This is a genomic window from Xanthomonas sp. NCPPB 2864 (assembly GCF_056675615.1).
Genome location: NZ_JBWWVS010000006.1, coordinates 167,964 through 194,762, shown reverse-complemented (window position 1 = coordinate 194,762; position 26,799 = coordinate 167,964). Strand labels below are relative to the sequence as shown.

Annotated in this window: 17 protein-coding genes; 7 read left to right on the top strand and 10 right to left on the bottom strand. The window is 66.6% G+C overall.

The genetic code is table 11. From position 1 onward, the window contains the following. Nucleotides 1-310: 310 nt before the first annotated feature. Complete coding sequence (locus tag AC1KVE_RS14765) at nt 311-2,431, bottom strand: TonB-dependent receptor (protein ID WP_481092411.1); 2,121 nt, start codon at nt 2,429-2,431, stop codon at nt 311-313. Between the two features lie 365 nt (nt 2,432-2,796). On the opposite strand from AC1KVE_RS14765, the gene AC1KVE_RS14760 reads away from it, so the two are divergent. Next, entirely contained in the window at nt 2,797-3,699 is a 903-nt protein-coding gene (locus AC1KVE_RS14760; RefSeq protein WP_026064333.1) for a LysR family transcriptional regulator, read from the top strand. Here AC1KVE_RS14760 and AC1KVE_RS14755 read toward each other — a convergent pair. The 4 genes from AC1KVE_RS14755 to AC1KVE_RS14740 form a co-directional block, all read right to left on the bottom strand. Next, on the bottom strand, nt 3,691-4,470 hold the full coding sequence (locus AC1KVE_RS14755) for a substrate-binding domain-containing protein (protein ID WP_481092410.1): 780 nt from the start codon (nt 4,468-4,470) through the stop codon (nt 3,691-3,693). The two genes, AC1KVE_RS14760 and AC1KVE_RS14755, sit on opposite strands and share 9 nt — an antisense overlap. Next, nucleotides 4,467-5,816 (bottom strand): MFS transporter, encoded by a 1,350-nt coding sequence (gene tcuC / locus AC1KVE_RS14750; protein ID WP_104596659.1) that lies wholly within the window; start codon nt 5,814-5,816, stop codon nt 4,467-4,469. Before tcuC ends, AC1KVE_RS14755 begins: the two co-directional genes overlap by 4 nt. Nucleotides 5,817-6,110: 294 nt before the next feature. After that, on the bottom strand, nt 6,111-8,759 hold the full coding sequence (locus tag AC1KVE_RS14745) for a hybrid sensor histidine kinase/response regulator (RefSeq protein ID WP_481092422.1): 2,649 nt from the start codon (nt 8,757-8,759) through the stop codon (nt 6,111-6,113). 203 nt (nt 8,760-8,962) lie between these two features. Continuing rightward, entirely contained in the window at nt 8,963-10,135 is a 1,173-nt protein-coding gene (locus AC1KVE_RS14740; protein WP_016902551.1) for an OprO/OprP family phosphate-selective porin, read from the bottom strand. Between the two features lie 286 nt (nt 10,136-10,421). Between AC1KVE_RS14740 and AC1KVE_RS14735 the strand changes: the two genes are divergently transcribed. Both AC1KVE_RS14735 and AC1KVE_RS14730 read left to right on the top strand, forming a co-directional pair. Then, nucleotides 10,422-11,768 (top strand): dicarboxylate/amino acid:cation symporter, encoded by a 1,347-nt coding sequence (locus AC1KVE_RS14735; RefSeq protein ID WP_016902552.1) that lies wholly within the window; start codon nt 10,422-10,424, stop codon nt 11,766-11,768. A 198-nt stretch (nt 11,769-11,966) separates the two neighbouring features. After that, complete coding sequence (locus tag AC1KVE_RS14730) at nt 11,967-14,276, top strand: NADP-dependent malic enzyme (RefSeq protein WP_024938976.1); 2,310 nt, start codon at nt 11,967-11,969, stop codon at nt 14,274-14,276. A gap of 312 nt (nt 14,277-14,588) precedes the next feature. On the opposite strand, the gene AC1KVE_RS14725 is transcribed toward AC1KVE_RS14730, so the two are convergent. Further along, a complete protein-coding gene (locus tag AC1KVE_RS14725; protein ID WP_481092409.1) occupies nt 14,589-17,951 on the bottom strand; it encodes a GH92 family glycosyl hydrolase in 3,363 nt (1,120 codons plus the stop codon). Between the two features lie 316 nt (nt 17,952-18,267). Between AC1KVE_RS14725 and AC1KVE_RS14720 the strand changes: the two genes are divergently transcribed. From AC1KVE_RS14720 to AC1KVE_RS14710, 3 genes are read left to right on the top strand one after another with little or no spacing between them, the layout of a single operon-like run. Continuing rightward, nucleotides 18,268-18,465 carry a zinc-finger domain-containing protein gene (locus AC1KVE_RS14720; protein ID WP_016902555.1) on the top strand — a complete coding sequence of 66 codons (198 nt, stop codon included), beginning with the start codon at nt 18,268-18,270 and terminating at the stop codon, nt 18,463-18,465. Between the two features lie 10 nt (nt 18,466-18,475). Further along, the gene (locus AC1KVE_RS14715; protein WP_481092408.1) at nt 18,476-19,588 is read left to right on the top strand and encodes a glycosyltransferase; all 1,113 of its coding nucleotides are present in this window, start codon (nt 18,476-18,478) and stop codon (nt 19,586-19,588) included. Beyond that, a complete protein-coding gene (locus tag AC1KVE_RS14710; protein WP_046344212.1) occupies nt 19,569-20,903 on the top strand; it encodes an O-antigen ligase family protein in 1,335 nt (444 codons plus the stop codon). The genes AC1KVE_RS14715 and AC1KVE_RS14710 overlap by 20 nt, the downstream gene beginning before the upstream one ends. Before the next feature lie 61 nt (nt 20,904-20,964). Here AC1KVE_RS14710 and AC1KVE_RS14705 read toward each other — a convergent pair whose 3' ends face one another. Further along, complete coding sequence (locus tag AC1KVE_RS14705; RefSeq protein ID WP_024938980.1) at nt 20,965-21,885, bottom strand: LpxL/LpxP family Kdo(2)-lipid IV(A) lauroyl/palmitoleoyl acyltransferase; 921 nt, start codon at nt 21,883-21,885, stop codon at nt 20,965-20,967. A gap of 76 nt (nt 21,886-21,961) precedes the next feature. On the opposite strand from AC1KVE_RS14705, the gene waaA reads away from it, so the two are divergent. Beyond that, nucleotides 21,962-23,278 carry a lipid IV(A) 3-deoxy-D-manno-octulosonic acid transferase gene (gene waaA / locus AC1KVE_RS14700; protein WP_065032830.1) on the top strand — a complete coding sequence of 439 codons (1,317 nt, stop codon included), beginning with the start codon at nt 21,962-21,964 and terminating at the stop codon, nt 23,276-23,278. A gap of 577 nt (nt 23,279-23,855) precedes the next feature. On the opposite strand, the gene AC1KVE_RS14695 is transcribed toward waaA, so the two are convergent. From AC1KVE_RS14695 to AC1KVE_RS14685, 3 genes are all read right to left on the bottom strand, one after another. Further along, nucleotides 23,856-25,238 (bottom strand): TolC family outer membrane protein, encoded by a 1,383-nt coding sequence (locus AC1KVE_RS14695; RefSeq protein ID WP_065032829.1) that lies wholly within the window; start codon nt 25,236-25,238, stop codon nt 23,856-23,858. 20 nt (nt 25,239-25,258) lie between these two features. Continuing rightward, entirely contained in the window at nt 25,259-25,915 is a 657-nt protein-coding gene (locus AC1KVE_RS14690; protein WP_024938983.1) for a protein-L-isoaspartate O-methyltransferase family protein, read from the bottom strand. A 128-nt stretch (nt 25,916-26,043) separates the two neighbouring features. After that, nucleotides 26,044-26,697 carry a TetR/AcrR family transcriptional regulator gene (locus AC1KVE_RS14685; protein ID WP_184456578.1) on the bottom strand — a complete coding sequence of 218 codons (654 nt, stop codon included), beginning with the start codon at nt 26,695-26,697 and terminating at the stop codon, nt 26,044-26,046. Nucleotides 26,698-26,799: the final 102 nt, after the last annotated feature.

The window sequence follows — 26,799 nt, the reverse complement described above, 5'->3', positions numbered from 1 at the left end:
CGTAAGGTCCCGCGACGGTGGGCGGGCAAGGACCAGTCGAGTTGATTGGTGCGTATGGCTTTCAATAAAACAGCCAGCAAACTGTCTTGTGCGGTGTCCTTGCCGCTTGCGGGACCGTGTGGCGGCATGGATGCCGCCACCGAGCCTCCACGGACGGATTCACGGCGTGTCCCGCGGGCGGCGAGGGCACCGCGCCCTCGACCGCCCACGCTGTTGACTGCATCTAAACGACGCAACGAATCGGCATCCATGCGCAGCAGCACGCGTGCGCAGGCGTATCGCGCGCGCTGCTGGCAATCACGCCACGCCATCAGAAATCCAGCGAATAGCCCAGCGTGATGGTGCGGCCGCGCCCGGCGAAGTAGCGCAGCGGTTCGACCAGGGCCGATTGCGAGTAGTAGGTGATGTACTGCTTGTCGAACAGGTTGGACACACCCATGCGCACTGCGCCACGCGGCAACGCGTAGTTGAAGGTCGCATCCACCAGCGTGTAGCCGCTGAAGCGCTTGTCGGCCTCGTCGAAGGATTGGCTGAAAGCATGCTGGGCCTGCACGAACGAGGAGAACTTCGGCGTCCACTGCGCCGACCACGAGGCGATCACCCGGTTGGGCGCCACGTTGAGCCCATCCAGGCGTGCGTCCAGCTGCCCATCGTTATCGCTGTCGTAGCGGCCACGGGTGTAGGCGTAGGACAGGCGCAGGCGATGTGCCGCATCCAGGCGATAGCCCAGGCTGGCGTCCATGCCCTGCACGCGGGTCTTTTCGCGGCTCATCATGAAGGCGCCGTTGATCGGCACCACGCGCGTGCCCAGGTCCGAGTTGGACTGGAAGTAGCTCAGGTCCGCATCGACGGCGCCGCGCGTGAGGCGGGTGCCCGCTTCCACGCTCTTGGTCAGGATCGGCTCCAGCGTGCTCAGGCTGGCCACGCGCGTGCCCGGCGTGTTGATCGCGCGCAGCACGCGGCCCACGTCCGGCATGCCGAAGCCTTCGGAATAGCTGGTGAAAAAGCTCACACCCTCGAGCGGCGTGTAGACCAGGCCGGTGTTGTAGAGGGTCTGGTTGAAGTCGAGCGTGCCGCCTTCGACAGCGACCCGGTTGTAGCGCCACAGCGTCTGGTAGCTGTCGATCTGCAACTCGGCTTCTTCGCGGCGCACGCCGGCGTGCAGGGTCAGCGTGGGCAGCAGCTTGTATTCGCCCTGCACGAACAGCGATAGATTGCGGTAGTCCGACTCGGGCACATAGGTCCGCCCGGTGCCGTACAGATCCTGCTTGCCGGTGTCGGCCAGCAGGTCGACGCCGCCGGTGAGCTTGAGCCGGCGGTCGAGCAGGTCGTCCCTGGTCAGGCTGATCTTGCTGCCCCACTTGGAGGCGACCGAACGCGATTGGTCGTACAAGGTGCCGACCGGGGCGATGCGCGGGTCCTGAAAGGTGGACGAGTTGTCGGCGCCGAACAGCCCTTCGAATTCCTGGTTGAACACCATCGCGCTCAGCTGCATGCCGGCCAGATCGTCATGGGTGTACGACAGGCTGGAGGTCAGCACATCGTTCCAGGGCGCGGTGCCTTGCGGGGTGCCGCGCACCGAGCTGGTGGGCAGGCCTTGCGCGCGGTTGCCGGCGACGCCGATGTAGTCATTGTCGTTCTTGATGCGGTAGCGGTTGACGCTGACGCTCAGGCGCTGGGTGTCGGTGAACGCGTAGCCGAGCTTGGCCAGCACGTCGTAGCTCTTGGACGTCATCAGGTCGCCCTGGGTGTTGTCGGCGCCGATCGGCCGGCCTTGTCCATCCACATACAGGCCCTGGTCGCTGTAGCTGGCCGAGAACAGGTAATCGAGCCTGTCCGAGCGGCCGTCCACGCGGTAGCGGGTCTCGACGCTGGTGGTTTCCGCACGCGTTTCGGAAGTAGGTGCGGTGGCCTGCACATCGATGTACTGGTTCAACGAGCCGTCCTGCGGGCGCCGGGTGATGATGTTGATGGTGCCGCCGGTGGCGCCCAGGCCGTTGATGGCATTGGCGCCCTGGATGACTTCGATGCGCTCGACCATCGCATAGTCGATGGTGTGCGCTTCGCGCCCGGTGGGGCGGATCGGATTGGACTGCGGCACGCCGTCGATCAGGATCAGCGGCGTGCGCCCGCGCAGGGTTTCGCCGCTGCCATTCATCTTGCCGCGGCTGGGCGTGTACGAGGGGATCAGGTTGGCGAGCAGGTCGGAGGAGTTGCTGGAGATCGTCAGCTGCTGCTGGATCTGCGCCTTGTCGATGATCAACACCGTCTGCGGCGATTCGGCCACGGTCATGTTGGAGCGCGAGGCGGCGACCACCACGGTGTCCAGCGTGTCGGTGACGTCCGATTGCGCAGACGCGGTGGCAGAGGCGAGCAGGCAGAAGGTGGCAACGAACGGCATGCCGGCCGATCCGGAGACGGGAGACTTCATCGGGCAAGGAACTCCAAGGCGCGGCCGGCACAGACGCAGCACGTGCACGGCAACGCGAAAGGTGAAGATTAAATGGGAATCATTATCGCCATTCTAGCAGGCGCGAGCGCCGCCACGCTGGGCATGCCGCAGCGTCGTGCGCTGCGAATGCGCGCGTTGGCAGCATCGCGGCGATGCCCGAGCCATGCGCCGCGCGTGCAGGTATCACCTGCGTCGGAAATAGGCGTGTGCATTCCTGCGGCGATGACCGCCTGCACGAATGTTGCAAGCCGCGCGCGCCGCGTCTGCACGCGTCTGCGCACGCAGCGCAGCAGGCAACTGTCTATGCTATGGCGACCGCCATCGAACATCGCAGCCGCGGCATCGTGACCATCAAATTCGACCTCAACGATCTACAGGCATTCCGTGCCGTTGCCGAAAACGGCAGCTTCCGCCGCGCTGCCGAACGCATCCGCATCACCCAGCCGGCGCTCAGCCGCCGGATCGACAAGCTCGAGTCGGCGTTGAACGTCAAGCTGTTCGAGCGCACCACGCGCAAGGTCGCGCTCACCACGGTCGGGCAGGCGTTCATGCCGCAGGTCGAGCGCATGCTCGACGACCTGGACATGGCGTTGATGAGCATCGGCGATGCCGGATCCAGCCGGATGGGCACGGTGACCGTGGCGTGCGTGCCGTCTGCGGCGTACTACTTCATGCCCCAGGCGATTCACGGGCTGCATCAGCTGTTTCCGAAGATCCGCATCAGGCTGTTCGATGGCAGCGCCAGTCACGTCAGTGCGGCAGTGGCCTCCGGCGAGGCGGATTTCGGCGTCAGCTTCAGCGGCAACCTGGCACCGGAGGTCGAGTTCGAGCCGTTGCTGCAGGAGCGCTATGTGATTGCCTGCCGCCGGGACCATCCCCTGTCCGGACGCGAGCAGGTCAGCTGGCAGGAAGCCTATGGCCATGACTACATCACGCTCGACAAGACCTCGGGCAACCGGCTGGTGCTGGACCGGGCGCTGTCTGCATTCACGCCGGAGCAGCCGAGCATCTGCGAAACCCGCCACGTCACTACATTGCTGGGCTTGGTGGAGGCCGGCGTCGGCATTGCCGCCGTTCCTTCGATCGCCATGCCCTCCGGCCCGCATCCGGTGCTGGCGGCGGTGCCGCTGGTCGAACCGGAGGTGTTGCGCAACGTGGGGATCCTCAAACGCCGTGGGCGGACGCTGACACCGACCGCGCTCGAACTGGCGGAACTGGTGCGACGGATGCCCGCGCGCTCACGGTGAGACCGGATCCAGGCCGGTTGCGCGCGCAACCGCCTGCGCGTCACCCGACTGCAGGTAGGCAAGCAGGCGCCTGGCCGCTGCGGGATGATCCGCGCTGACCGGCACGCCCGCCGCATAGCGCGTGATCGACTGCAGCGGTTCGGGGATCTTGCCGACAACATCCACGCCCGCCACCGGGAGCAGTTCGGCCACCTGCTGAAAACCCAGCTGATAACTGCCGTCGGCCACCACCGAGCCCACCGGGATGCGTTCGATCTTGCGGCTCTTGGCCATCATCGGGCCCTGGATCTGCAGCTGCTTGAACAGTGTGGTCTCGATGTAGACGCCACTGGCGCTGTCGGAATAGGCAACGGAATCGGCCTGCAGCAACGCGTGTTTGAACTGCTCGACGGTATCGATCTGCGGCTTGGGTGCGCCACTGCGCACCACCATGCCGATCCGGGAATCGGCCAGCTCCACCCGCGATGCCGGATCCACCAGTCCCGCATCGATCAATTTCTGCAGCGCGCTGCCCACCATGATCACCACATCGGCATGCTCGCCACGCGCAAGCCGGTTGGGAATGGCTTGCGGCGTCTGCCCCATCGAAGGGCCATGCAATGTCGCAACCGTCACCCCGGTCTGCCTGCTGTACTGCGGCGCCAGACGTTCGAATGCGGCGGTGAAACCGCCGGAGGTCATCACGGTCAGATCCTGCGCGGCTGCGGCCGGCGACAGCAGGGCCGTGGCGACAACCGCAGCCAGCAATTTTTTCCATAGGGCCCGCATCATTTTGCAGCTCCCGCAGCCGTATCGAGGCCGGTCGCTGCTGCTGCGTTGCCATGCCGGCGATACAGGAACAGCGTTGCCAACAGCGCGCACACCGAGGCGAACACCAACCAGTACCCAGGGGCCGCCTTGTCGCCGCTGACATGGATCAGCCAGGTCGACATCACCGGCGTGAACCCGCCAAAGACTGCCGTGGCCAGGCTGTAGGCGAGCGAGAAGCCCGCCACCCGCACATGCGCCGGCATCAGTTCGGTGAGCGCGGGAATCATGGCGCCGTTGTAGATGCCGTAGAGGAAGGACAGCCACAGCAGCGCCTGCAACATATGCGCAAAGCTCGGTGCGGATGCAAGGAACGCGAGCACCGGATAGGCGCTCAGTGCGCACACCACCGCCATGGTCACCAGCAACGGCTTGCGGCCGAAGCGGTCGCTGAGCGCGCCGCCGATCGGCAGCCAGAGGAAGTTGGAGATGCCCACCAGCAGCGTCACGATCAAGGCGTCGCCGGTGCTGAGCTTGAGCACGCTCTTGCCGAAGGTCGGTGCGTACACGGTGATCAGATAGAACGCGGTCGTTGTCAGTGCCACCATCAAGCCGCCGGCAATCACGGTGCCGGCATTGTTCGCCAGCCCGCGCATCACCTGCTTCATCGTCACCCGCTGGGTGCGCTGCGCGAATTCCGCAGTCTCTTCCAGGCGCCGCCGCAGCAAAAAGATGAAGGGGATGATGACGCAACCGATGGCGAAGGGAATCCGCCAGCCCCACTGCGCCAGATCCTGCGGCGGCATCAGCTGGTTGAGCGCATAGCCGATGGCGGCCGCAGCGACGATGGCCACCTGCTGGCTGGCCGATTGCCAACTGGCATAGAAGCCGCGGCGCCCCGGCGTGGCCATCTCGGCCAGATACACCGACACACCGCCCATTTCGGCACCCGCCGAGAAGCCCTGCAGCAGCCGTCCGAGCAGCACCAGTGCCGGTGCCCACAAACCGATGCTGGCATAGCCCGGCACCAGCACGATCAGCACCGTGCCGCTGGCCATGATCGCCAGGGTGACGATCAAGCCCTGGCGGCGCCCGACATCGTCGATGTAGGCGCCCAGGATCACCGCACCCAGCGGGCGCATCAGAAAGCCTGCGCCAAACACTGCGAAGGTCATCATCAGCGAGGCGAATTCGTTGCTCGCCGGGAAGAACACCGCGGCGATCTGGGTTGCGTAGAAACCAAACAGGAAGAAGTCGAACTGCTCGAGGAAGTTGCCCGAGGTCACCCTCAGCACCATCCCCAGTTTCGACTGTCGCGTTGCCTCAAGGTTCGAAGTCTGCATAGATCGCCCTCCACGATAGGTATGCACGTGCGTCTGATAGGTGAGGCGATCGATTCTGGTGGAGCGGGCCTGCATTGATAATTGCTGCTTTCTCATCGACTGATGCGCGTTGAACATCAACCCGCCCCGGAGCAATGCTCGACTCGACCTGGCGGCGATGCGACGAACGTGGCATGCAGCAGGTGCATGCAGGGAGTCCGCGAGACGTGGGCGTTTATCGATCCAGGGCGTAGAAACGAACGCTGTCTCGAGCTGCCGATGCGCAGATCTGTCGCTCTGCATCAACTGCTAGGCCGCATGCCGTGCCGGCAGCCGGGCAACCTATCCGCGCCGCAACAACATCTGGGTGACCAGTGCGCGCAGCGCGGGCGGGCGCACCGGCTTGGTCAGGAATCCCCAGCCCAGGTCGAGCGCGTGTTCGCGCAGCGCCGGGTCGGGTTCGGCGGTGACCAGGATCACGCGCGGTTCGCGTTGCCAGCGTTGCACCAGCTGCGGCAGCAGCATGGGGCCGTAGTGCTCGCCCATGCGCACATCCAGTAACAGCAGCTCCGGCACCTCGTCGGGGCTGGCGGCGGCCAATGCCTCATCGGGTCCGCCGACGAAGTCCACGCGGCATTCCCAGCGTTCCAGCAGGGCACGGCTGGCCTCGCACACGCGCGGGTCGTCGTCTACGCACCACACGCGGCAGCCGTGCAGGATTGGGTCGTTGGCGTTTTCTGCGGTGGTGGTGGTTGGCGGCGGCAATTGCCTGACGATGGCCGCGCGTTCGCCCAGCGGCACGGTCACCGAAAACACGCTGCCGCTGCCCAGCGTGGAGCGCAGGCCGATGCGGTGGCCGAGCAGCCGGCCGATGCGCTCGACGATGGCCAGGCCCAGGCCGGCGCCACGATCGTTGGCCACGCCGTCGTCCAGGCGCCGGAATTCTTCGAAGATCTCTTCCTGCAAGGCCTCGGGGATGCCGGGCCCCTGGTCGTGCACCTCGATGCGTAGCCAGCCGCCGCGACGACGGCAACCGATCAGCACCCGCCCGCGCGGGGTGTAGCGGATGGCGTTGGACAGGAAGTTCTGCAGGATGCGCCGCAGCAGGTTTTCATCGCTCAACACCACCGCGGACGTGGGCACCCAGTCCAGCACCAGGCCGCGGTCTTCGGCCAGGATGCCGAACTCGCGGGCCAGCGTTTCCAGCAGCGGGGCGATGGCGAAATCGCGCACCTGGGTCTTCAGGCTGCCGGCCTCCAGCCGCGAGATGTCCAGCAGGCTGTTGAGGATGGCGTCCTGCGCGGCGAGCGCGCCTTCGATGTTGTCGACCACGCGCGCGCTGCCGGGCTCGCCGACCTGTCCGCGCAGGACCGAGACGAACATGCGCGCGGCGTTGAGCGGTTGCAGCAGGTCGTGCACGGCCGAGGCGACGAAGCGGGTCTTGTAGCGATTGGCGCTCTCGGCCTCGCGCTTGGCCGCGGCCAGGTCGCGGGTCCGTTCGGCCACGCGGTGTTCCAGTGCATCGGCCAGCGAGCGCAGCTCGCGCGCGGCGTTCTTGTAACTGGTGATGTCGGCATAGCTGGTGACGAATCCGCCATCGGGCAGCGGATTGCCGCGGATTTCCAGCACGGTGCCGTCTTCCTTTTCGCTCTCGCGCATATGCGGTTTGCCGCTGCGCAGATGATTGAGGCGGCGTTCGATCGCCGCTTCGATCGGCCCCGGTCCGAGCAGGCCGCGGCGTGCGTTGAAGCGGAACAGGTCTTCGATCGGCCGGCCGATCTTCAGCAGTTCTGGCGGGAAGCGGAACAGCTCCACATAGCGCGAATTCCACGCCACCAGATTGAGCGCCTCGTCGATCACCACCACGCCCTGCGGCAGGTGTTCCAGGCTGCGGCTCAGACCGGCATTGGCCTGTTGCGCGGCGGTGACCACGCCATCCTGCGCGGTACGCAGTTCTTCGGCGTGTTGTTGCAGCAGCGTTTCCAGTTCGTGCCGGCTGCGCTGGCGCAATGCAGACAGGCGCCGCCGCTGCTGCACGAACAACCACAGCAAGGCCAGTGCCAACCACGCACCGGCCGCGGCAATCGCCGCGGCGCGGCCGGCCGCCGCGCTGGCGCGGGTGTCGTGCAGCAGATGCAGGCGCCAGCCGCTTTCGGGCACCTCCAGGGTCTGCCACAGCACCGGGCCGGCGAGCGGTGGGTCGCTGACCTCGGCCAGCACGCCACCGTTGCCGGTCTGCTCGATCAGCCGGCGCCGCAGCGGCAGCAGGCCCTGGTCGGCGTACTGGCGGGTGCTGCGCAATTCGCTGCGGTCGCGCAGGCTCAGCGGGGCCAGCATGCGGTAGCGCCACTGCGGGCGGCTGGCCAGGAACACCACCGCATGCGCGTCGGAGGCCAGCACGATGTCCGGGGTCTGCAACCACTCGCGTTCCAGCGCGGCCAGCGCGATCTTGATCACCACCACGCCCTGTACCTGGCCGCCGGCATCGACGATGGCCTGCGACAGGAAGTAGCCCGGTTCGCTGGTGGTCATGCCGATGCCGTAGAAACTGCCGCTGCCATTGGCCAATGCCTGCTGGTAATACGGGCGAAAGGCGTAGTCCACGCCCACGTTGCTGCGCGCCGCGCGCCAGTTGCTGGCAGCCAGCGCAATGCCGTCGCGGTTGATGAGCGTCAGCGTGGAGGATTGGGTGACATTGTTGGCGCGCTCGAGTTTGCGATTGAGCCGCTCCACCTGCGCGGGCGACAGCGGGCCGGAAACGGCCGCGCGCAGTTCCGGGTCCAGCGCCAGGATCTGCGGCAGCGTGCGATAGCGATCGATGCGTTGCTGCAGGGCCTGCGCGTACAGGCGCAGCTGGCGCCGCACGGTGGCACTTTCCTCGTGCAGGGCGTTCTGTTCGACAAAATGCCCGGCCGCCAGCATGGCCACCAGCATGCCGCCCAACACGATGGTCAGGGTGAGCAGCAGACGGCGGCGTTGCGAGGCGTACATGCCGACAAGTATGGCGGTGCGCCGATGCATCGTGCAGCCATCGCGGCCACGGCGCCCCCAAAAACGACTGCGGCCGCATCCCCGGAAGGAAGCGGCCGCAGGGGCCTGCATGCTGGCTTGAATAGCCAGGTTACCGCGTTGAAGCGGTCAACCGAAGCCAACCCGCGGCCGGCAAGGGCCGAGTCAGCTTTGCGCGATAGGGCTTAGAACTGCACCTGCGCGCGCAGCTCCATCACATGCGGGGTCTCATGCACGCCGTTGCGCGTGGCATCCACCCAGCTGTAGTTGGCCTGCATCTTGAAGTGGCTGGTGAGGTACCAGTTGGCGCCGATGGTGGTGTCGTGCTGGCGGCCGCCGCTGACGCGGTTGTCTTCCAGATCCAGGCGGCTGTAGCGGGCGGTCAGCTCGACCGCGCCGTAATCGTGCGCCGGCTTGATGTTGCCCGGTACGCCGCCGGCATAGCTGCGCGACTCGCCGGTCAGCGTCCAGGTGCCATAGAGGTATTGGCCCTGCGCGATGTAATGCGGCAGGTTGTCGTTACGCGCCACCTCGGCGCGCAGCGCTTCGCTCTGCAGCGAGAACGGGCCGTGGATCCACACCGCTTCCACGCCGGCGCGGATCACGTGGTCCACATCGAGAATGGTGCCGGTGTCGATCAGACGCACGTCGGTCAAGCCGGCTTCCGGGCGGGCACGCAGGCGCACGCGCGGGCTGAACGACACGCCGCGGCCGTCGCTGAAGCCGCGCGGGTTTTCCACCGAACCGGCCAGGCCCAGGTGCAGCACGTTGCCTTCGGCCTTGAACGGGGTCCAGGCGGCATGCACGGCCTGGGTGGTGCCCGGGTTGTCGCCCTGCAGGTCCTTGCCGCCGTAGGCGCCGGCCTGCAGCAGGTACTGCTGGCGCTCCAGCGTCCATTCCACGCCGGTACGACGGCCCTGGAACACCGCCTGGATCGGCAGGCCCAGTTCCATGAAGCTGCCAGCACGCGAGCTCTGCACCGCTTCCAGGCCCACCGGGACCTTCATGTAGCCCATCCGCACGCGACCGTAGTCCTGACCGAACAGCGCCTTGGTCTCGACGCGGAAGAACACGTCCAGCCACAGCTTGGACTCGAAGTCGAAATACACCATGGCGTCGTAGACGCCCTTCTTCTTGAGGGTGGCGCCGAATTCCTTGCGGCGGAAGTCGGTGCGGTCTTCCAGGCGGTCGTCGCCGGAGAAATTGTTGTCGTCGTAGGCATAGTTGCCGGTCAGGCCGAGCTCGGTGCCATCCCCGAAGGTGTATTTGGTGGGCCAGTTTTCCAGCGAGGTGGCCGCATTGGCGGCAGCGGGCGCGGCGGCGATGGCCAACGCGAGAACGAGCGGATTGAGGCGCATAGGTGTGGTCTTCGGCAAGGAGAAGGGGCCGGGCGTCCTGCCATGGCGGTCGCACTGAACAGCTTCAGCAAGCGCGCAGGTTCCGGACGGCCAACAACACAGGAATCGGTGTCTGCGTTAAACGGAATTAACGGCCGGTGGTGGCGCGGCTGAAGTGTAAGGCGACGTTCAGCCCGGGGACAGTGCGTAGTACCAATGGGCTATCGGCTCGGGCTGTGACGTACGGCCAGAATGCCCGCACCGGGTACCTGCTCAGGCACCCTCTATGTTCCCTCGGAGTGGCGTCATGCACATCAGCAAGCCTGCCGGCCCCTTGCCGGCGCCCGTCCCGTTTTACCGTCAGCTGTATTTCCAGGTGGTGGTGGCGATCGTCCTGGGTGCCCTGCTGGGCCACTTCGAGCCGGCCTTCGCCGAAAGCCTGAAGCCGCTGGGCGATGCCTTCATCAAGCTGGTGAAGATGATCATCGCCCCGGTGATCTTCCTGACCATCGTCACCGGCATCGCCGGCATGACCCACCTCAAGACGGTGGGCCGGGTCTTCGCCAAGTCGATGACCTACTTCCTGTTCTTCTCCACGCTGGCGTTGATCGTGGGCATGATCGTGGCGCACGTGGTGCAGCCCGGCGCCGGCATGAACATCAACCCGGCCGAGCTGGATCAGAGCGCGGTCAACACCTACGTGCAGAAGTCGCACGAGCTGAGCCTGGTCGGCTTCCTGATGGACATCATCCCGGCCACGCTGGTCAGCGCGTTCGTCGATGGCAACATCCTGCAGGTGCTGTTCGTGGCGGTGCTGTTCGGGATCGCGCTGGCCCTGGTCGGCGAGCGTGGCCGCCCGGTGCTGAGCTTCCTGGAAGCGCTGACCGCGCCGGTGTTCCGCCTGGTGCACATGCTGATGAAGGCCGCGCCGATCGGTGCGTTCGGTGCGATCGCCTTCACCATCGGCAAGTACGGGGTGGAATCGCTGGTCAATCTGGCCTGGCTGGTGGGGTCGTTTTACCTGACCTCGCTGTTCTTCGTGCTGGTGATCCTGGGCATCGTGTGCCGGTTGTGCGGCTTTTCGGTGCTCAAGCTGATCCGCTACCTCAAGGCCGAACTGCTGCTGGTGCTGGGGACCTCCTCGTCGGAGTCGGCACTGCCGTCGCTGATGGAGAAGATGGAAAAGGCCGGCTGCGAGAAGTCGGTGGTGGGCCTGGTGGTGCCGACCGGCTACTCGTTCAATCTGGACGGCACCAACATCTACATGACCCTGGCCGCGTTGTTCATCGCCCAGGCCACCAATGTGGATCTGAGCCTGGGCCAGCAGATCACCCTGCTGGCGGTGGCGATGCTCAGCTCCAAGGGCGCCGCTGGCGTGACCGGTGCCGGCTTCATCACCCTGGCCGCCACGCTGTCGGTGGTGCCGGACGTGCCGGTGGCCGGCATGGCGCTGATCCTGGGCGTGGACCGCTTCATGAGCGAGTGCCGCTCGCTGACCAACTTCATCGGCAACGCGGTCGCCACCGTGGTGGTGTCGCGCTGGGAAAATGCGCTGGACCGCGACCAGCTCAAGCTGGTGCTGGATGGCGGCTCGCCGCCGCTGCAGGCACCGGTGGCCTCGACCGACGTCGTCGCCCCGATCAGCGCACGCTGATGCTTCCTACGGCCCTGTATTCCGTCGGCGCTGCCGGCGGGGTGCAGGGCCGTTTCCGCTTCCAGCCCACACTGGCCGCCGCGCACGACGCGCTGCAGCCTGCGATCTTCCTGCCACGCCGACAGCTGCGCGACAGGCCCTTGTTCAGGCAGGAGGGTAGAATTCAGCCCTCCTGCGCCTTCGAGACCCACACAGCCGATGTCCAACGACGACTTCAAACAGGCCGCCCTCGACTACCACCGCCAGCAGCCGGCCGGCAAGATCAAGGTCACCGCGACCAAGCCGATGCTGACCCAGCGCGATCTGTCGCTGGCGTATTCGCCGGGCGTGGCCTTCGCCTGCGAGGCGATCGTCGAGGAACCCACCCAGGCCAGCGAGCTCACCGCGCGCGGTAATCTGGTGGCGGTGATCACCAACGGCACCGCCGTGCTGGGCCTGGGCAACATCGGTCCGCTGGCCTCCAAGCCGGTGATGGAAGGCAAGGGCGTGCTGTTCCAGAAGTTCGCCGGCATCGACGTGTTCGACATCGAGATCAACGAGAACGACCCGGACAAGCTGGTCGACATCATCGCTAGCCTGGAGCCGACCTTCGGCGGCATCAATCTGGAAGACATCAAGGCGCCGGAGTGCTTCATCGTCGAGCGCAAGCTGCGCGAGCGCATGAACATCCCGGTGTTCCATGACGACCAGCATGGCACCGCGATCATCGTCGGCGCCGCCGTGCTCAACGCGCTGGTGGTCACCGGCAAGAAGATCGAAGAGGTCAAGCTGGCCACCACTGGCATGGGCGCGGCCGGCATCTCGTGCGTCAACATGCTGGTCTCGCTGGGCCTGAAGCCGGAGAACATCCTGGCGCTGGACCGCGACGGCGTGATCCACACCGGCCGTACCGACCTGGACCCGGACAAGCAGCGCTACGCGCGCGATACCGACAAGCGCACCCTGGCCGAGATCGTCGAGGGTGCGGACATCTTCCTGGGCCTGTCGGCGGCCGGCATCCTCAAGCCGGAGATGGTCGCCAGCATGGCGCGCCAGCCGGTGATCTTCGCGCTGGCCAATCCCAACCCGGAAATCACCCCGGAAGCGGCCAAGGCGGTGCGTCCGGACTGCATCATCGGTACGGGGCGTTCGGATTACCCGAACCAGATCAACAACGTGCTGTGCTTCCCGTATCTGTTCCGCGGCGCGCTGGACGTGGGCGCCACCGGCATCAACGAGGAAATGAAGATCGCCTGCGTCAAGGCGATTGCGGCGATGGCGCGGCGCGAGGCCTCCGACCTGGGCGCGGCCTACGGCGGCGAGACCCCGAGCTTCGGCCCGGAATACCTGATTCCGCGTCCGCTGGACCCGCGCCTGCTGGTGGAGCTGTCGTCCGCCGTTGCGCAGGCGGCGATGGATTCGGGCGTGGCCACGCGCCCGATCACCGACATGGAGGCCTACCGCGACAAGCTCGGCCAGTTTGTCTACCGCACCAGCCTGATGATGAAGCCGGTCTACGACCGCGCGCGCGCCGACAAGCAGCGCGTGGTGTATGCCGAGGGCGAAGAGGAAGTGGTGCTGCGCGCGGTGCAGAACGTGGTCGACGAAGGCCTGGCGTTCCCGATCCTGATCGGCCGCCCGGACGTCATCGAGGCGCGCATCGAGCGCATGGGCCTGCGCCTGACCGCCGGAGTGGATTTCGAGATCACCAACATCCTCGACGATCCCCGCTTCAACGAATACTGGCAGTACTACCACGCGCTCACCGAGCGTCGCGGCGTGACCGTCACCGCCGCCAAGGAACTGATGCGCTCGCGTCCGACCCTGATCGCGGCGGTGATGGTGGCGCGTGGCGAAGCCGATGCGATGCTGTCCGGCGTGGTCGGCCGCTTCCACAAGAAGCTGGGCTACGCACGCAGCGTGATTCCGCTGGAGCCGCGGGTCAGCTCCACCTCGGCGATGACCGGCGTGATCAACCAGCTGGGCGTGTTCTTCTTCCTGGACACGCATGTGCAGGAAGACCCGACCGTGGAGCAGGTGGTCGAGGCCACGCTGCAGGCCGCGTACCGCCTCAAGCTGTTCGGCATCGAGCCCAATATCGCGCTGCTGTCGCACTCCAACTTCGGCAGCCACGACTCGCGCGATGCGCTGAAGATGCGCCAGGTGCGCGAAGCCCTGCTCAAGCGCAAGCCCGAGCTCAACATCGACGGCGAAATGCAGGGCGACACCGCCTGGGACGAGGCGCTGCGCAAGCAGATCATGCCCAACAGCACGCTCAAGGGCCGGGCCAACCTGTTCGTGCTGCCGAACCTGGAAGCGGCCAACATCGCCTACAACCTGGTACGCGTGTTCACCGACGGCGTGGCGATCGGCCCGATCCTGATGGGCATCTCCAAGCCGGTGCACATCCTCACCACCAGCGCCACCTCGCGCCGGGTGATGAACATGACCGCGATCGCGGCGGTGGATGCGCAGATCCGCCGGCAGCGCGATGCCGAGAAGACCGCCAGCGAAAAAAATAGCGATTGAGATCCCCCCACCGGGAAACATCAAAGACCGATCCGCTAGCGGCACCCCGCGTGCCGCGCCAACGCCCCTCTCTCATCGGGGCGACAAGGCACTGCTTGCGCGCCACTGGCGCGCGTGCCTTGAAGCGCCCGCGCCGCAAGCGCGGGCCGGCGCGCGGAGCGGGGGGGTACGATCACCAGCGCTGCTGACCTTGCAGTAAAACCCCGCTCCGGCGGCCCCCGTGTAACTCCGTCGATCGCGTGAGCGGGTGCCTGCATCCTGCAGTCGCCTGCCTGCAGAAAGCAGCGCGATCAGCGATGCGAGACCGGCGCCTCAACGCGCCGCAGGCTCAGCCCCCAGCAACTCGATCTCCGCCAGCTGCAGTTTCGCAGGTGCGCTGAATCGCAGCCGATACTCGGCATATGCACCCGGGGAGGCAATGCGAAACGGCCGCGTCTGCAATGGCCAGTCAAACGTTTCCTCGCGGCGCTGATCGACCACCTTCCACGCACCATCGGCCGTCCGCGCTTCCAGCGTCCATCCGCTTGCCGCAATCGCCGCGTTGCCGCTGGTCAGCGTGTAGAGCGTCGGCGTGCCGCGCGCCATGCCGCTGAACGTCAGTGCCGATGCCGATGCAACTGCAGCGACCGTCCCGGCATCGTCGTCATGCAGTGCCGGGACATCGCCACCATCGGCCAGGGTGATGCGCGCCGTGTCTCCGAGCACATCGCGCAAGGGGGCAGGACGTTCACCCGCAGGCGTCAGCGATGGCGGCGCATCGTCCGGCCCGGTGCCCCAGCGCGAGGGCGTCGGCCCCATGACGAAGTCCAGCGTCGCACCCCTGGCGATGTCTGCATGCGGCAACCAGGTCTTGCGCCAGGGCTTGCCGTTGACCTTGAGCGATTGCACGTACACGTTTTGCGGCGAATTCTGCAGCGCATTGACCGTCAGCGTCCCGCCGTTCGGCAAACGCAGGCTGGCGTGCGTGAACAGCGGCGAGCCGATCACATAGGCCGGCGTACCCATGCGCAACGGATACAAGCCCATCGCTGCGAACAGATACCACGCCGACATTTCGCCATTGTCCTCATCGCCGGGGTAGCCCTGGCCGATCTCGCTGCCCAGGTACAGGCGCGCCAGGATCTCGCGGGTCAGGCGTTGCGTCTTCCACGGCTGCCCGGCGTACAGGTACATCCACGGGATATGGTGCGCGGTCTGGTTGCTGTGCGCGTACATGCCCATGCGCACGTCGCGCGCTTCGGTCATTTCGTGGATGGTGGAGCCGTAAGAGCCGGCGAACCTGGCCTCGGCGGTCTCGGGGGTGGCGAAGAACGTATCCAGCTTCGCTGCCAGACCGGCGCGTCCTCCATACAACGCGGCCAGGCCTTGCCCATCGTGCGGTGCGGTGAACGCAAACGTCCAGCCGCTGGATTCGGTGTAATCGTGGCCCCAGACGCGCGGATCGTACTGTGCCGCGTCCACGCGCCAGGTGCCGTCCGGGGTGCGGCCCTGGAAGAACCCGATCGCCGGATCGAACAGTGCCGAATAGCCTGCCGCGCGGTGACGGAAATACAAAGCCTCGGTCGCGTAACGCTCGCGCGCCGTGGCTGTTTTCGCCTGCGTGGCCAGCGCATCGGCCATGTTGGCGATACCGAAGTCGTTGAGTGCGCCTTCCATCGACCACGACATGCCTTCGTGGGTGTCGGTATCGGCATAACCGCGAAAGGTCGAACGCGCCATGCCCTTGCGGCCGACATGCCTGTCGGGCGCCACCACGGTGGCGTTCTTGCGTGCGGCAACATACGCCTCGAGCGGATCGAAGCCCTGCACGCCCTTGAGCCAGGCATCGGCAAAGGCCACGTCGGAACTGGTGCCGACCATCAGATCGGCATAGCCGGGCGACGACCAGCGCGCCACCCAGCCGCCCGCGCGCGACTGCTCCAGAAAGCCTTGCACCAGCGCACCGGCATCGTCGGGCGCGAACAAGGCGTACGCCGGCCACGCGGTGCGAAAGGTGTCCCACAAGCCGTTGTTGACATAGACCCGGCCATTGCGGATCGGCGCAAAGCTGCGCACCGCGCTGCCATCGATGTTGTCGTCCGACCAACTGCTCTGGCTCGCGTAACGCCAGTCCGGTGCGCTGGCGCTGCCGACGTTCTCATGGCCGGAGTTGGGATACAGGTGCAGGCGGTACAGGTTGGAGTACAGCGTGGTCTTCTGGTCGGCGGTGACATCGGGCACCTCCAGGCGTCCCAGCAACGCATCCCAGGCGTCCTGCGCACGCGCGGCAACCTGCTCGAATGTCGCCTGCGGCGCGATTTCCAGGGCCAGGTTGTGCCTGGCCTGATCCAGCGAGATCAGCGAGGTGGCAATGCGCATCTGCACCTGCCGGGTGCTGCCGGCATCGAACTTGATCCAGCCGGTGGGCCGGCCGGTATCGCTCAGGCCGCTGGTTTTCCACGGCGTGTCGAAGCTGGCATAGACATACATGCGCGTGGCCCCGGTCGATAGCCCGCTACGCACATCGGTGTAGCCGGAGAGCGTCTGTGTTGCCGCATCCAGGCGCAGCGCGCCGCGCGCGTCCACATTGTCGAACACCAGATTGGCATCACCCTGCACCGGGAAGCGAAAGCGGAACAGCGCGGCATGGTCGGCCGGTGCGATCTCGGCCTGGATCCCGTTGTCCAACTGCAGCGCGTAGCGATAGGGACGCGCAGTTTCATTGGCGTGCGAAAACGCCAGTGCACGTTGTTTGCGATCGGCTGGCGGCACGCCGGCGGCCAACGACGGCATCACCTGAAAGGTCTGGCGGTCGCCCATCCACGGGCTGGGCTGATGGCTGAGCGACAAGGCCTGCAGGCGTGGGCGATTGTCTGCATCGTTGTGTTCGTTCCAGCGATACAGCCAGGTCAGCGTGCCCGCATCGGTCACCGGCGTCCAGAAGTTGAAGCCATGCGGCACGGCCGTTGCAGGGAAATTATTGCCACGCGAGAACGTGCCATTGGATTGCGTGCCGCGCGTGGTCAGCACCCAATCCGACGGACGCGTTGCCGGCGTCAGCGGCACCTCGGCAAGCGCGATATCGTCGATCCAACCGGCACTGGTCGCGCCTGCGGGCGGCGCAACGTCCAGCTCGATCGCGCGCACACGGCGGCCACGCAGGCCGGGCACGTCGCCCAGCCGCACCGCCTTGCGCGCCCATTGCTGCGGATACAGCGTCTTCGACTCGCCTTGCGCCTGCGCAGCTAGCGCGACGCCATGCTGATCCCGCGCAGCGCTGGCAGACACGCGCGTGCCGTCGTCCAGCAGCAGATCCAGTGACACATAGGTCGATGCCACGTGCTCGCCGCCCACACTCTCCGGCAATACCAGCCACGACAGCGTCGTATCGGCACCGATCGGGACATCGGCGGTAAACAGGGTGCGCCGCCCACCTGCAGCATGACTTTGATACCGCAATGCATGCGCACCGCTGTAGCCGGCGTTGGGCTTGGCCGCATACGGCGCGGCCGGGCCGGTGCCGATGGCAATCTGCACATCGCCTGCCGCTGCGCTCACCGGCAACGGCTGCCCGGGCTCGAACGAACTCGAAAACTCAATTGCCGCGCTCACCGACAGCGGCGCAGCGCAGCCCAGGGCGACAACCAGCCGGAGCCACAGCTCACGCGGGTGCAACAGCACAACAGACGAGGTCACGTGGCGATGTCTCCTTAGGGTGCGATGCCGCAGGGCAGGTCCGGCCGAGTGCTGCGGGCGATCCGGACACGGGGCGCAGGCACGGGGCGGTGCGCCATGGTCAGGCGATGATAAGCGCGATGTCCGGGTGGGGTGGCGCTGCCGTGCCTGTAGGGGGCCAGGCGCTGCTGGATCTTTAGCATCTCTCGAGGTTGCCGGCGCCCGCGCTGGCGCCGAGACCATCGCCACCCGAACCGGCGTCACCCGCTCAATGGGCCGATCACCACGCAGGCTGCTAGAATCCGCGCTCTGCCTTTGCCTCTACGATCGTGCCGCCATGAGCCAGACCGCCACCGCGCCCGCCAATGCCGAATCGCGCTACACCGTGCATCGCAGCGATCTGCCGCTGAGCTGCCCGACGCCGCAGATGGCGTTGTGGAACTCGCATCCGCGCGTATACCTGCCGATCGAAGACGAGCCCAACTGCGAAGCCAAGTGCCCGTACTGCGGCGCGCTGTTCGTGCTCGCCGACTGATCCTGGCCGGATGCACCGCCTGACCGTGGTGCAACTGCTGCCGGCGCTGCAGTCCGGCGGCGTCGAGCGCTCCACCCTGGAAATCGCTGCTGCGCTGGTGCGCGCCGGCCACCGCGCGGTAGTGGTGTCGGCCGGCGGTCGCCTGGTCCAGCCGCTGCTGGAGGCCGGTGGCGAACATCTCACCCTGGACATCGGGCGCAAGTCGCTGCTGACCTTGCGCCATGTGGTCGGCCTGCGCCGGCTGTTCGCCGAACTGGGCGCCGACATCGTGCATGCGCGTTCGCGCCTGCCGGCCTGGCTGGGCTGGTACGCGTTGCGCGGCATGCCGCAGGCCACGCGGCCGCGCTTTGTCACCACCGTGCACGGGCTCAACTCGCCCAGCCGCTACAGCGCGGTGATGACCTACGGCGAGCGGGTGATCTGCGTGTCGCAGACGGTGCGCGAGTACGTCTGCACGCACTATCCGCAGACCGACAGCGCGCGCTTGCGCACGATACCGCGCGGTGTCGATATCGCGCAGTTTCCGCGTCGCCCGCATCCGGATCGCCGCGCGCTCGCCTGGGCACAGAGCATGCTGCCCGGCCTGCCGGCCGATGCGCCCCTGCTGCTGCTGCCCGGGCGCGGCACCCGTCTGAAGGGGCACACCGACGGTCTGCAACTGCTCGCCGACGTGCGCGCTGCCGGCGTGCCGGCCTGGTTGTGGCTGCCGGGCGCGCGCGAGCCGGGCCGCGAAACCTATCTGCGCGAGCTGGAAGCCGAGGCCACCGGGCTGGGCGTGGCTGAGGCGGTCGCCTTCACCGAACCCACCGCACGCATCGCCGAGGCCTATGCCGCCAGCGATCTGGTGCTGCAGCTGTCGCGCAAACCCGAGGCCTTCGGCCGCACCGTGGTGGAGGCCTTGTCGGTGGGCCGGCCGGTGCTGGGGTGGGCGCATGGCGGCGTCGGCGAGCTGCTGGCCGAGTTGCAACCCGGCGGCGCGGTGCCGGCCTTCGATGCCGCTGCCTTGCGCACCCAGGCGCTTCATTTGCTGCAGCAGGCGCCGACAGCGCCCGCCGTGCTTCCCTATACGTTGCAGGCCATGCAAGCGGCCACCCTGAAGGTCTATGACGAACTCCGCCGCTGAGGCCATCCCTCCCGCGTCCGTGCTGACGCCCGATGCCGGTCGCTGGGCGCCGCTGTGGGTGATCCTGTTCGTGGCCCTGTGGCCCACGCCCGGGCTGGCCGAGACGGTGTTGTCGCTGGGCGCGCTGTTTGCGGCGTACCGCCTGCTGCATGCGCGCTTCCGCGGCGGCACCCGGCTGCTCAGCGGTGCGGCCTGGGCGCTGACCAGTGTGTTGTTCTTCGCGTACTGGTTGCCGCAGATGCTGTCGGCGTTCGATGCGGTGGACGTGGGCCGCGCGCTGCGCAAGTCGGCCACCGATCTGCGCTATCTGCCTTTCATGTGGTTGTGCGCGATCGCGGTGGCCAATGCGCAGCGGCGTCGGCGCACCTTCACCGGCCTGGCAGTGATCGGCGCGGTGTGGACGCTGGATGCGCTGTTGCAGGCCGCGTTCGGCAACAGCCCGTTGTTCTTCGGCCTGGATCAGATCAAGCAACTGATCAGCGGGCATGGCCTGTGCACACCGCAGGAGCTGGCCCTGGTCGACCGCCTCAGCGGCGTGCTGGGGCCGTGCAACCTCAAGTTCGGCCAGACCCTGGCCAGCCTGTCGCCCTTCCTGTTGCTGGCACTGGGGCGGCGCCATGCCTGGGCCTGGGCAGGCGCTGCGGCGGCGGTCGGGGTGGTGTTGGTGCTGGCCGGTTCGCGGGCGTCGTGGATCACCTACGGCGTGATCGTGCTGCTGTCCGGCTGGCAGTTGCTGGGTGGCCGTCGCCTGCTGGGAGTGGCGCTGATCGGCGCGCTGCTGGCGGCCGGCGTGGTGGCGGTGGCGCCGCAGGCGCGCGAGCGCATCCAGCGCACCGCCCTGGCCTTCAGCGATGGCGAGCAGGGCGTCGACCAGGCCCTGTCCGGGCGTGCGCAGATCTGGGGCGCGGCGCTGTGCATGATCCGCGCGCATCCGCTCAATGGCGTGGGCGCACGCGGATTTCGGCAGGCGTATCCGGCCTGCAATCCGGCCCCCGCGCAGGCGCCGGCATGGGGCGACGGGCCGGCCTTCCATGCGCACCAGATCGTGCTGGAAATCTTGGCCGAAACCGGGGTGATCGGTTTGCTGCTGTGGCTGGCCGGTGCGGCCCAGGCCTGGCGTGCGTGGCGCTATTCCAGCCTGGCCGCGCGCGCGCAGGCACGCCCGGCAATGATCGCGCTGGTGGCAACCGTGTTCCCGCTCAATACGCATCTGGCGTTCTATTCCAGCTTCTGGGGCGGGCTGAGCCTGATGCTGGCCGGCCTGTATGCCGGTGCCTTGCTCAACGACGACGCAGATCAGCCGCTGCCGCGCTGACTCGCCGCACATCCGTGCGCTGCTGCGGCTGCACGCAGCGCAGGCCTGAGACCGGCCGACATCAGCGATAAAATTCGCTGCGCCCGCCCGGCTGGCGCTTGAAGCGCCGATGGATCCACAGGTACTGGTCCGGCGCCTCGCGCACCATATCCTCGATCGCCGCATTGACCTGCGCGGTATCGGCGATCACATCGTCGGAGGGGATGTCTGCCAGCGGCGGTGCGATCTTGAGGATGTAGCGGCCACCTTCGCGCCGATGGAAGTACGGCACCACCGCGCAGCCGGTCAGCCGCGCCAACTGGTGGGTGGCGGTGATGGTGGAGGCCGGATGCCCGAAGAACGGCACGAACACGGTGTCCTTGCCGCGCATGTCCTGATCCGGCGCGTACCACAGGAAACCGCCGCGCTTGAGGTGCTTGATGGTGGCGCGCAGATCCTCGTTGGCGAACATGTGCGTGGCATAGCGCAGCCGCCCGCGCTTGACCGCCCACTCGAACACCGGGTTGCGATGCCTGCGGTACATGCCGGCCAGCGGCACGTAATCGCACAGCAGCCGTCCGCACATCTCCAGCGTCATGAAGTGGCCGGACACCAGCAACACGCCGCGCTTTTGTTCCTGCAGACGCTGCAGATGTTCCAGCCCTTCGACCTGCACGCCCGGACGGATGGCATCGATGCTGCCCCACCAAGCACGCGCGAATTCGAACAGGCCCACGCCCAGCGCATCGAAACTGTCGCGCAACAGCCGCGCCCGCCAGGCATCGTCCTGTTCGGGAAAACACAGCGCGAGGTTGACCTCGGCAGCGCGCCGGCGCGTGCCGGCCAGGCGCATCGCGATCCAGCCCACGCCACGGCCGAGCGCGCGCTGCAGTGTCCACGGCAGGCGCCCGGCGATCACCATGACGGCAAGGGCCAGATACATCGGCCAGTGCCTGGGGTTGCGCAGGGAAGGGCGGACAGCGACGTTGGCGGGTTCGGACATTCGCCAATTCTAAGGGATCATGCGCGCGCGGCAGCGTGCACATGCGCACGCCGCAACGCTCCCGTATCCTGCAGCGATGCGGAAAGACCCGATCGAATGGCTGTTGCGCGGACTGTACTCGGCGCTGTTGTACCTGTTGCTGCCGGTGACGGTGTACCACCTGGTGTGGCGCGGTTTTCGCGTGCGCGAATACTTCAACCGCTGGAACGAGCGCTATGCCTCCTACACGCATGCCTGCGGTCGGCCGCGCGTATGGGTGCATGCGGTGTCGGTGGGCGAGGTCAATGCCGCCGCGCCGCTGGTCAACGCCTTGCGCGCGCAGCGTCCGGATATCCGCTGGGTCATCACCACCATCACCCCCACCGGCTCCGAGCGCGTGCGCGCGGTCTGGGGCGATGCGGTGGACCACGTGTATCTGCCCTATGACGTACCCGGCAGCGTTGGCCGGTTCCTGGAGCATTTCCGCCCGCGCCTGGCGTTGATCCTGGAAACCGAACTGTGGCCGAACATGTTGTTCGGCTGCCGCGATCGCCAAATTCCGGTGTACATCCTCAATGCGCGGTTGTCGGCGCGCTCGCTGCGTGGCTATCGCCTGCTGGCGCCGTTGATCAGCCGCGCGCTGCGCAGCGTCACCTGCGTGGCGGCGCAGTCGCACGACGATGCCGAACGCTTCATCACGCTGGGTGCACGGCCCGACCAGGTGATCGCACTGGGCAATCTCAAATTCGATATCGCCGCACCTGCGCAGTTGCAGGCCCTGGTCGCGCAGTTCCATACGCAGGTGCCGGCAACGCGGCCGGTGTGGATTGCCGCCAGCACGCACGAAGGCGAGGAAGCGGCCGTGGCCGACATCCATGCGCGCCTGCTGCTGCAGTTTCCTGATCTGCTGATGTTATGGGCGCCGCGCCACCCGGAGCGCTTTCCCAAGGTCGAGGCCGTGGCGCGCGAGCGTGGCTGGGCCGTGTCCACGCGCAAGAGCCAGCAATGGCCGCAGGCGCGCGACAAGGTGTTTGTCATCGATACCCTGGGCGAGCTGATGAGTTTCTACGCCTGCGCACAGGTCGCCTTCGTCGGCGGCAGCCTGCAGCCGATCGGCGGGCACAATCTGCTCGAACCGGCGGCGGTCGGCACGCCGGCAGTCACCGGCCCACATCTGCACAATTTCTCGGAGATTTCGCGGCGCATGCGCGAGGCCGATGCGGTGGCCATTTGCGACGATGCCGACTGCGTCTACCACGATCTTGCGCGCCTGCTCGGCGACCCAGCCCAACGCGAGGCGATGGCCGCGGCGGGGCTGGCCTTGGTCGCCAATGGCAAGGGTGCGGTGGCGCGGACGCTGGTGCAGATCGCGCCGGACCTGCCACCGGTGGTGAGCGAAGGCGCGGCGTCCTGAGGATGTCACTGCGCCTGCACTGCAGCGTTGCAGTAATCCTGCCGCAGTCACGCTAATGCGCGTCATCCAACGGCCTTGGAGTGCCAACAGGGCGTGGCGATCGCGCAGTCGTGTGATCAGCCGCTTTGGGCGTCATCTGGAGAGTCTCAAGCCGCATTGGTCGAGCGTGCGGTGTCCTCGCCGTTCGCGGGACACGCCGTGAATCGGTCCGTGGAGGCTCGGTGGCGGCATCCATGCCGCCACACGGTCCCGCAACCGGCGAGGACACCGAAGCAGGGAGTTCGCCGGTTGCTTTGTTGAAATTGCTTGCAAACCTGCACGGCCGACCATCTCGACTGGTCCTTGCCCGTTCACTGTCGCGGGACCTGACGCGGCATGGAGGCCGCGTAAGAGCTTACAAGGACGTACTTGCAGCGTGTCCCGCGATGGTGGGCGGGCAAGGGCCCTGCAGCCAAGTCGCAGATCAGCTGCTAATGCCGCAGTCATCGCAGGGATCGCACGCAGCCAGGTACGCGTGTGCATCGGACATAAAAAAGGCGGGCCTGCGCCCGCCTTTTTAGTTACCTATCCGCCCGCATTACTGCAGCGAACCACTGCCCTGCAGCTTGGACTCGGCATCCTGCGACAGCAGGCGGTTCACGTCCTGCAGGTCGGTGATGTCGAGCTTGCCGATCGCCTGGCCCAGCAGCAGACGGTTCTGCAGGAAGTTGTAGCGCGACTGCGCATAGTTCAACTGCGCCTGGAACAAGGTGCGCTGGTTCTGCACCACGTCCAGCACGGTGCGCGTACCGACTTCCAGACCCACCTGCGAGGCGTCGTATGCGGCCTGCGCGGAGACCACGGCCAAACGGCGTGCTTCCACTTCGCTGATGCCGGCGACCACGGTCTGGTAGGCATTGCGCGTATTGCGATCCAGCGCGCGCTTCTGCTGCTCGTAGGTGTCCTGCTGGATATCGCGCTGCGACAGCGCCTGACGCACGGCCGACTGGGTGGCACCGCCAGCAAAGATAGGAATCGACAGCGTGATGCCGATCGAATCGGTATCAATGTTGCGATTATTGGTCGTGAAGTTGCCGGCAGCTGTATCGATATCGGTGGCACCGCCCCAGCTATTGGTTCGTCCCATGCTGCCGGACAGGTTCAGTGTCGGGAGGTGACCAGCGCGCGCGGCACTAACCTGCGCCTCGGCGGCACTGACCTGCAGCTGCTGCGCCTTCAACGCCGGGTTATCGGCGATGGCAGTGGAGACCAACTGATCCACATTGCTGTAGGCAGCAGGTACTTCCGGGCGGAATTCTTCCGGCAACGCGCGCAAGCCGACGACGGGCTGGCCGGTAAGCTCGGTCAGTGCCTGGTAGTAATCCTTGAGCGTATTGCGGGCATTGATGGTGTCGGCGCGCGCCTGGTCATACTGAGCACGCGCTTCGTGCACGTCGGTGATCGGTGCCAGGCCCACTTCCAGACGCTTGTCGGCGTAGTCGAACTGCTTTTTGGCCGCCGCTTCGTTGGTCTCCGCTGCCGCCAGCGATTCAATACCGACCAGTACCTGGAAATATGCCGCCGAGGTGCGGGTGATCAGGTCGTTGTTGGCTGATTCCAGGTTGAAGTCTGCCGCCTTGGCCACTTCGCGTTGTGCACGCAGATTGGAGAACTGCGCCCAGTTGAAGATGGTCTGGCTACCCTGAATCGCGTACTGGCGTTGTTTGGTGGTGGAGCGCCCCGGCTGGCCTTCCAGTTCGCGATGCGACTGGGTGAAGCCAGCGCTACCATCCAGCTGCGGCAACAACGCCGCACGCGCCTGCACCTGACCTTCCCGGTTGACCAGGCGGGTGGACTCGGCCACTGCCAGCTGCGGATCGCCGTTGCGGGCCATTTCGTAGACCTGCAGCAGATCGGTGGCGTTCGCGGCCATCGGAGACAGGGCGGCGGCCAGCGCCAGGACGAGGGATCGGCGGATCATCGGGGAAGCTTCCTTGGGAATCAGAATTGGAATCGGGGCGTCGGTGCGGCGCCCTGGAGATAGGCGAGGTCGGTTTCGAACAACGATTCGATGCGCGGCGCGTTGACGTCGCCACGGACCAGGACCGCTTCCATCACTGGATCGTGACCGCGCACCACGAACAGCCGGCCGTTCGGGCGCAGCCACTGCAGCCACTGCGTCGGCAGCGACTCGACCGCGCCGGTCACGCAGATGGCATCGAAGCGACGCTCGCTCTGCCAGCCGAACACGTCGGCGGTCTCGATCCGCACGTTGCTGCCCAGGCCGCTGCTATCCAGATTGGCGCGTGCAGCGGCGGCCAGTGCCGGGTCGATCTCCAGGCTCAGCACTTCGCGGGCCAGCGCGGCCAGGCAGGCAGTGGAAAACCCGCTGCCGGTGCCGATTTCCAGCACGTCTTCGCCCGGCTGCAGATCCAGCGCCTGCAACATGCGGCCTTCCACTACCGGCTTCATCATCTTGTGGCCGGCCGACAGCGGGATTTCCACATCGACATAGGCCAGGGTCTTGTAGGCCTCGGGCACGAAGGCTTCGCGCGGCAGGCGCGCCAGCACCTCGAGCACGCGCAGGTCCAGCACGTCCCACGGCCGGATCTGCTGTTCGACCATCTTTTCGCGGGCCTGGGAGAAATCGATCGTCATGGTGCGGTTATCCAACGCGGTGGGGCAGGCATTTTACCGGTGCACGGGGCAACTGGCGCATCTAGCATCGCTGCGCGCCGCCAAACGGCGCAGTGCCGGAAGTCATCGCCACCAAAGGCCGGGGGCGGTCAGCGCGGCGCATACGCCCTCAGGAAAAAATCCACGCTGGCCTGCAGGTGCTCGTCCACCTGCGCGCGGGTGGGCTGGCCATGCAGGCCGCACATCATCAGCGCATACAGCTCGCCCTTGAGCAGGCAGAAGAACTGCGAGGCCGCACGCGCCACGTTGTCGATCTTCAGCTGGCCGTCGGCCACGCGCGCGGACAGGAAATCCGCCAGCGCCTGCTGGGTTCGCTTGGGGCCGGCGTCCCAGAACATCTCGCGCACATGCACATCGCCGGTACCCGGCGCCATCATCATGCGGTGGGTGGCGATGGCCGAGTCGGTGCTGACCATGGCGAAGAAGGCATCGGCGATTTCGATCAGCTGATCGCGCAACGCGCCCTCGGGGGCGTGGTCGAACAGGTCGTCCGGCATCATGTGCTGGCATTGCGCACGGATCGCCTCGGAAAACAGGCTCTCCTTGTCGCCAAAATGACTGTAGACGGTGAGCTTGGACACGCCCGCCTGCGCGGCGATGCCATCCATGCTGACACCGGCATACCCCTGCTCCATGAACATGGTGCGGGCAGCGCCCAGGATGGCGGCGCGTTTCCCAAGATCCTTGGGCCGTCCAGGGCCGTTGCTCTTGGCCTTGGACTTGAGGGGGGGCGAGCTGGACATGCCGCCAATACTAGACCATCGGGTTCTATATTTATACTCGCCGCCCGCGCTGCGCCTTGAAGCACTCAGGAAAGATCGCGCCACCGCGTTAGCTGCGCCCCC

What these genes read in the sequence shown, in the direction of transcription:
- AC1KVE_RS14765 (WP_481092411.1), bottom strand. Translation starts at nt 2,431, where the DNA reads ATGAAGTCTCCCGTCTCCGGATCGGCCGGCATGCCGTTCGTTGCCACC.
- AC1KVE_RS14755 (WP_481092410.1), bottom strand. Translation starts at nt 4,470, where the DNA reads ATGATGCGGGCCCTATGGAAAAAATTGCTGGCTGCGGTTGTCGCCACG.
- AC1KVE_RS14745 (WP_481092422.1), bottom strand. Translation starts at nt 8,759, where the DNA reads ATGTACGCCTCGCAACGCCGCCGTCTGCTGCTCACCCTGACCATCGTG.
- AC1KVE_RS14740 (WP_016902551.1), bottom strand. Translation starts at nt 10,135, where the DNA reads ATGCGCCTCAATCCGCTCGTTCTCGCGTTGGCCATCGCCGCCGCGCCC.
- AC1KVE_RS14735 (WP_016902552.1), top strand. Translation starts at nt 10,422, where the DNA reads ATGCACATCAGCAAGCCTGCCGGCCCCTTGCCGGCGCCCGTCCCGTTT.
- AC1KVE_RS14730 (WP_024938976.1), top strand. Translation starts at nt 11,967, where the DNA reads ATGTCCAACGACGACTTCAAACAGGCCGCCCTCGACTACCACCGCCAG.
- AC1KVE_RS14720 (WP_016902555.1), top strand. Translation starts at nt 18,268, where the DNA reads ATGAGCCAGACCGCCACCGCGCCCGCCAATGCCGAATCGCGCTACACC.
- AC1KVE_RS14715 (WP_481092408.1), top strand. Translation starts at nt 18,476, where the DNA reads ATGCACCGCCTGACCGTGGTGCAACTGCTGCCGGCGCTGCAGTCCGGC.
- AC1KVE_RS14710 (WP_046344212.1), top strand. Translation starts at nt 19,569, where the DNA reads ATGACGAACTCCGCCGCTGAGGCCATCCCTCCCGCGTCCGTGCTGACG.
- AC1KVE_RS14705 (WP_024938980.1), bottom strand. Translation starts at nt 21,885, where the DNA reads ATGTCCGAACCCGCCAACGTCGCTGTCCGCCCTTCCCTGCGCAACCCC.
- waaA (WP_065032830.1), top strand. Translation starts at nt 21,962, where the DNA reads ATGCGGAAAGACCCGATCGAATGGCTGTTGCGCGGACTGTACTCGGCG.
- AC1KVE_RS14695 (WP_065032829.1), bottom strand. Translation starts at nt 25,238, where the DNA reads ATGATCCGCCGATCCCTCGTCCTGGCGCTGGCCGCCGCCCTGTCTCCG.
- AC1KVE_RS14690 (WP_024938983.1), bottom strand. Translation starts at nt 25,915, where the DNA reads ATGACGATCGATTTCTCCCAGGCCCGCGAAAAGATGGTCGAACAGCAG.
- AC1KVE_RS14685 (WP_184456578.1), bottom strand. Translation starts at nt 26,697, where the DNA reads ATGTCCAGCTCGCCCCCCCTCAAGTCCAAGGCCAAGAGCAACGGCCCT.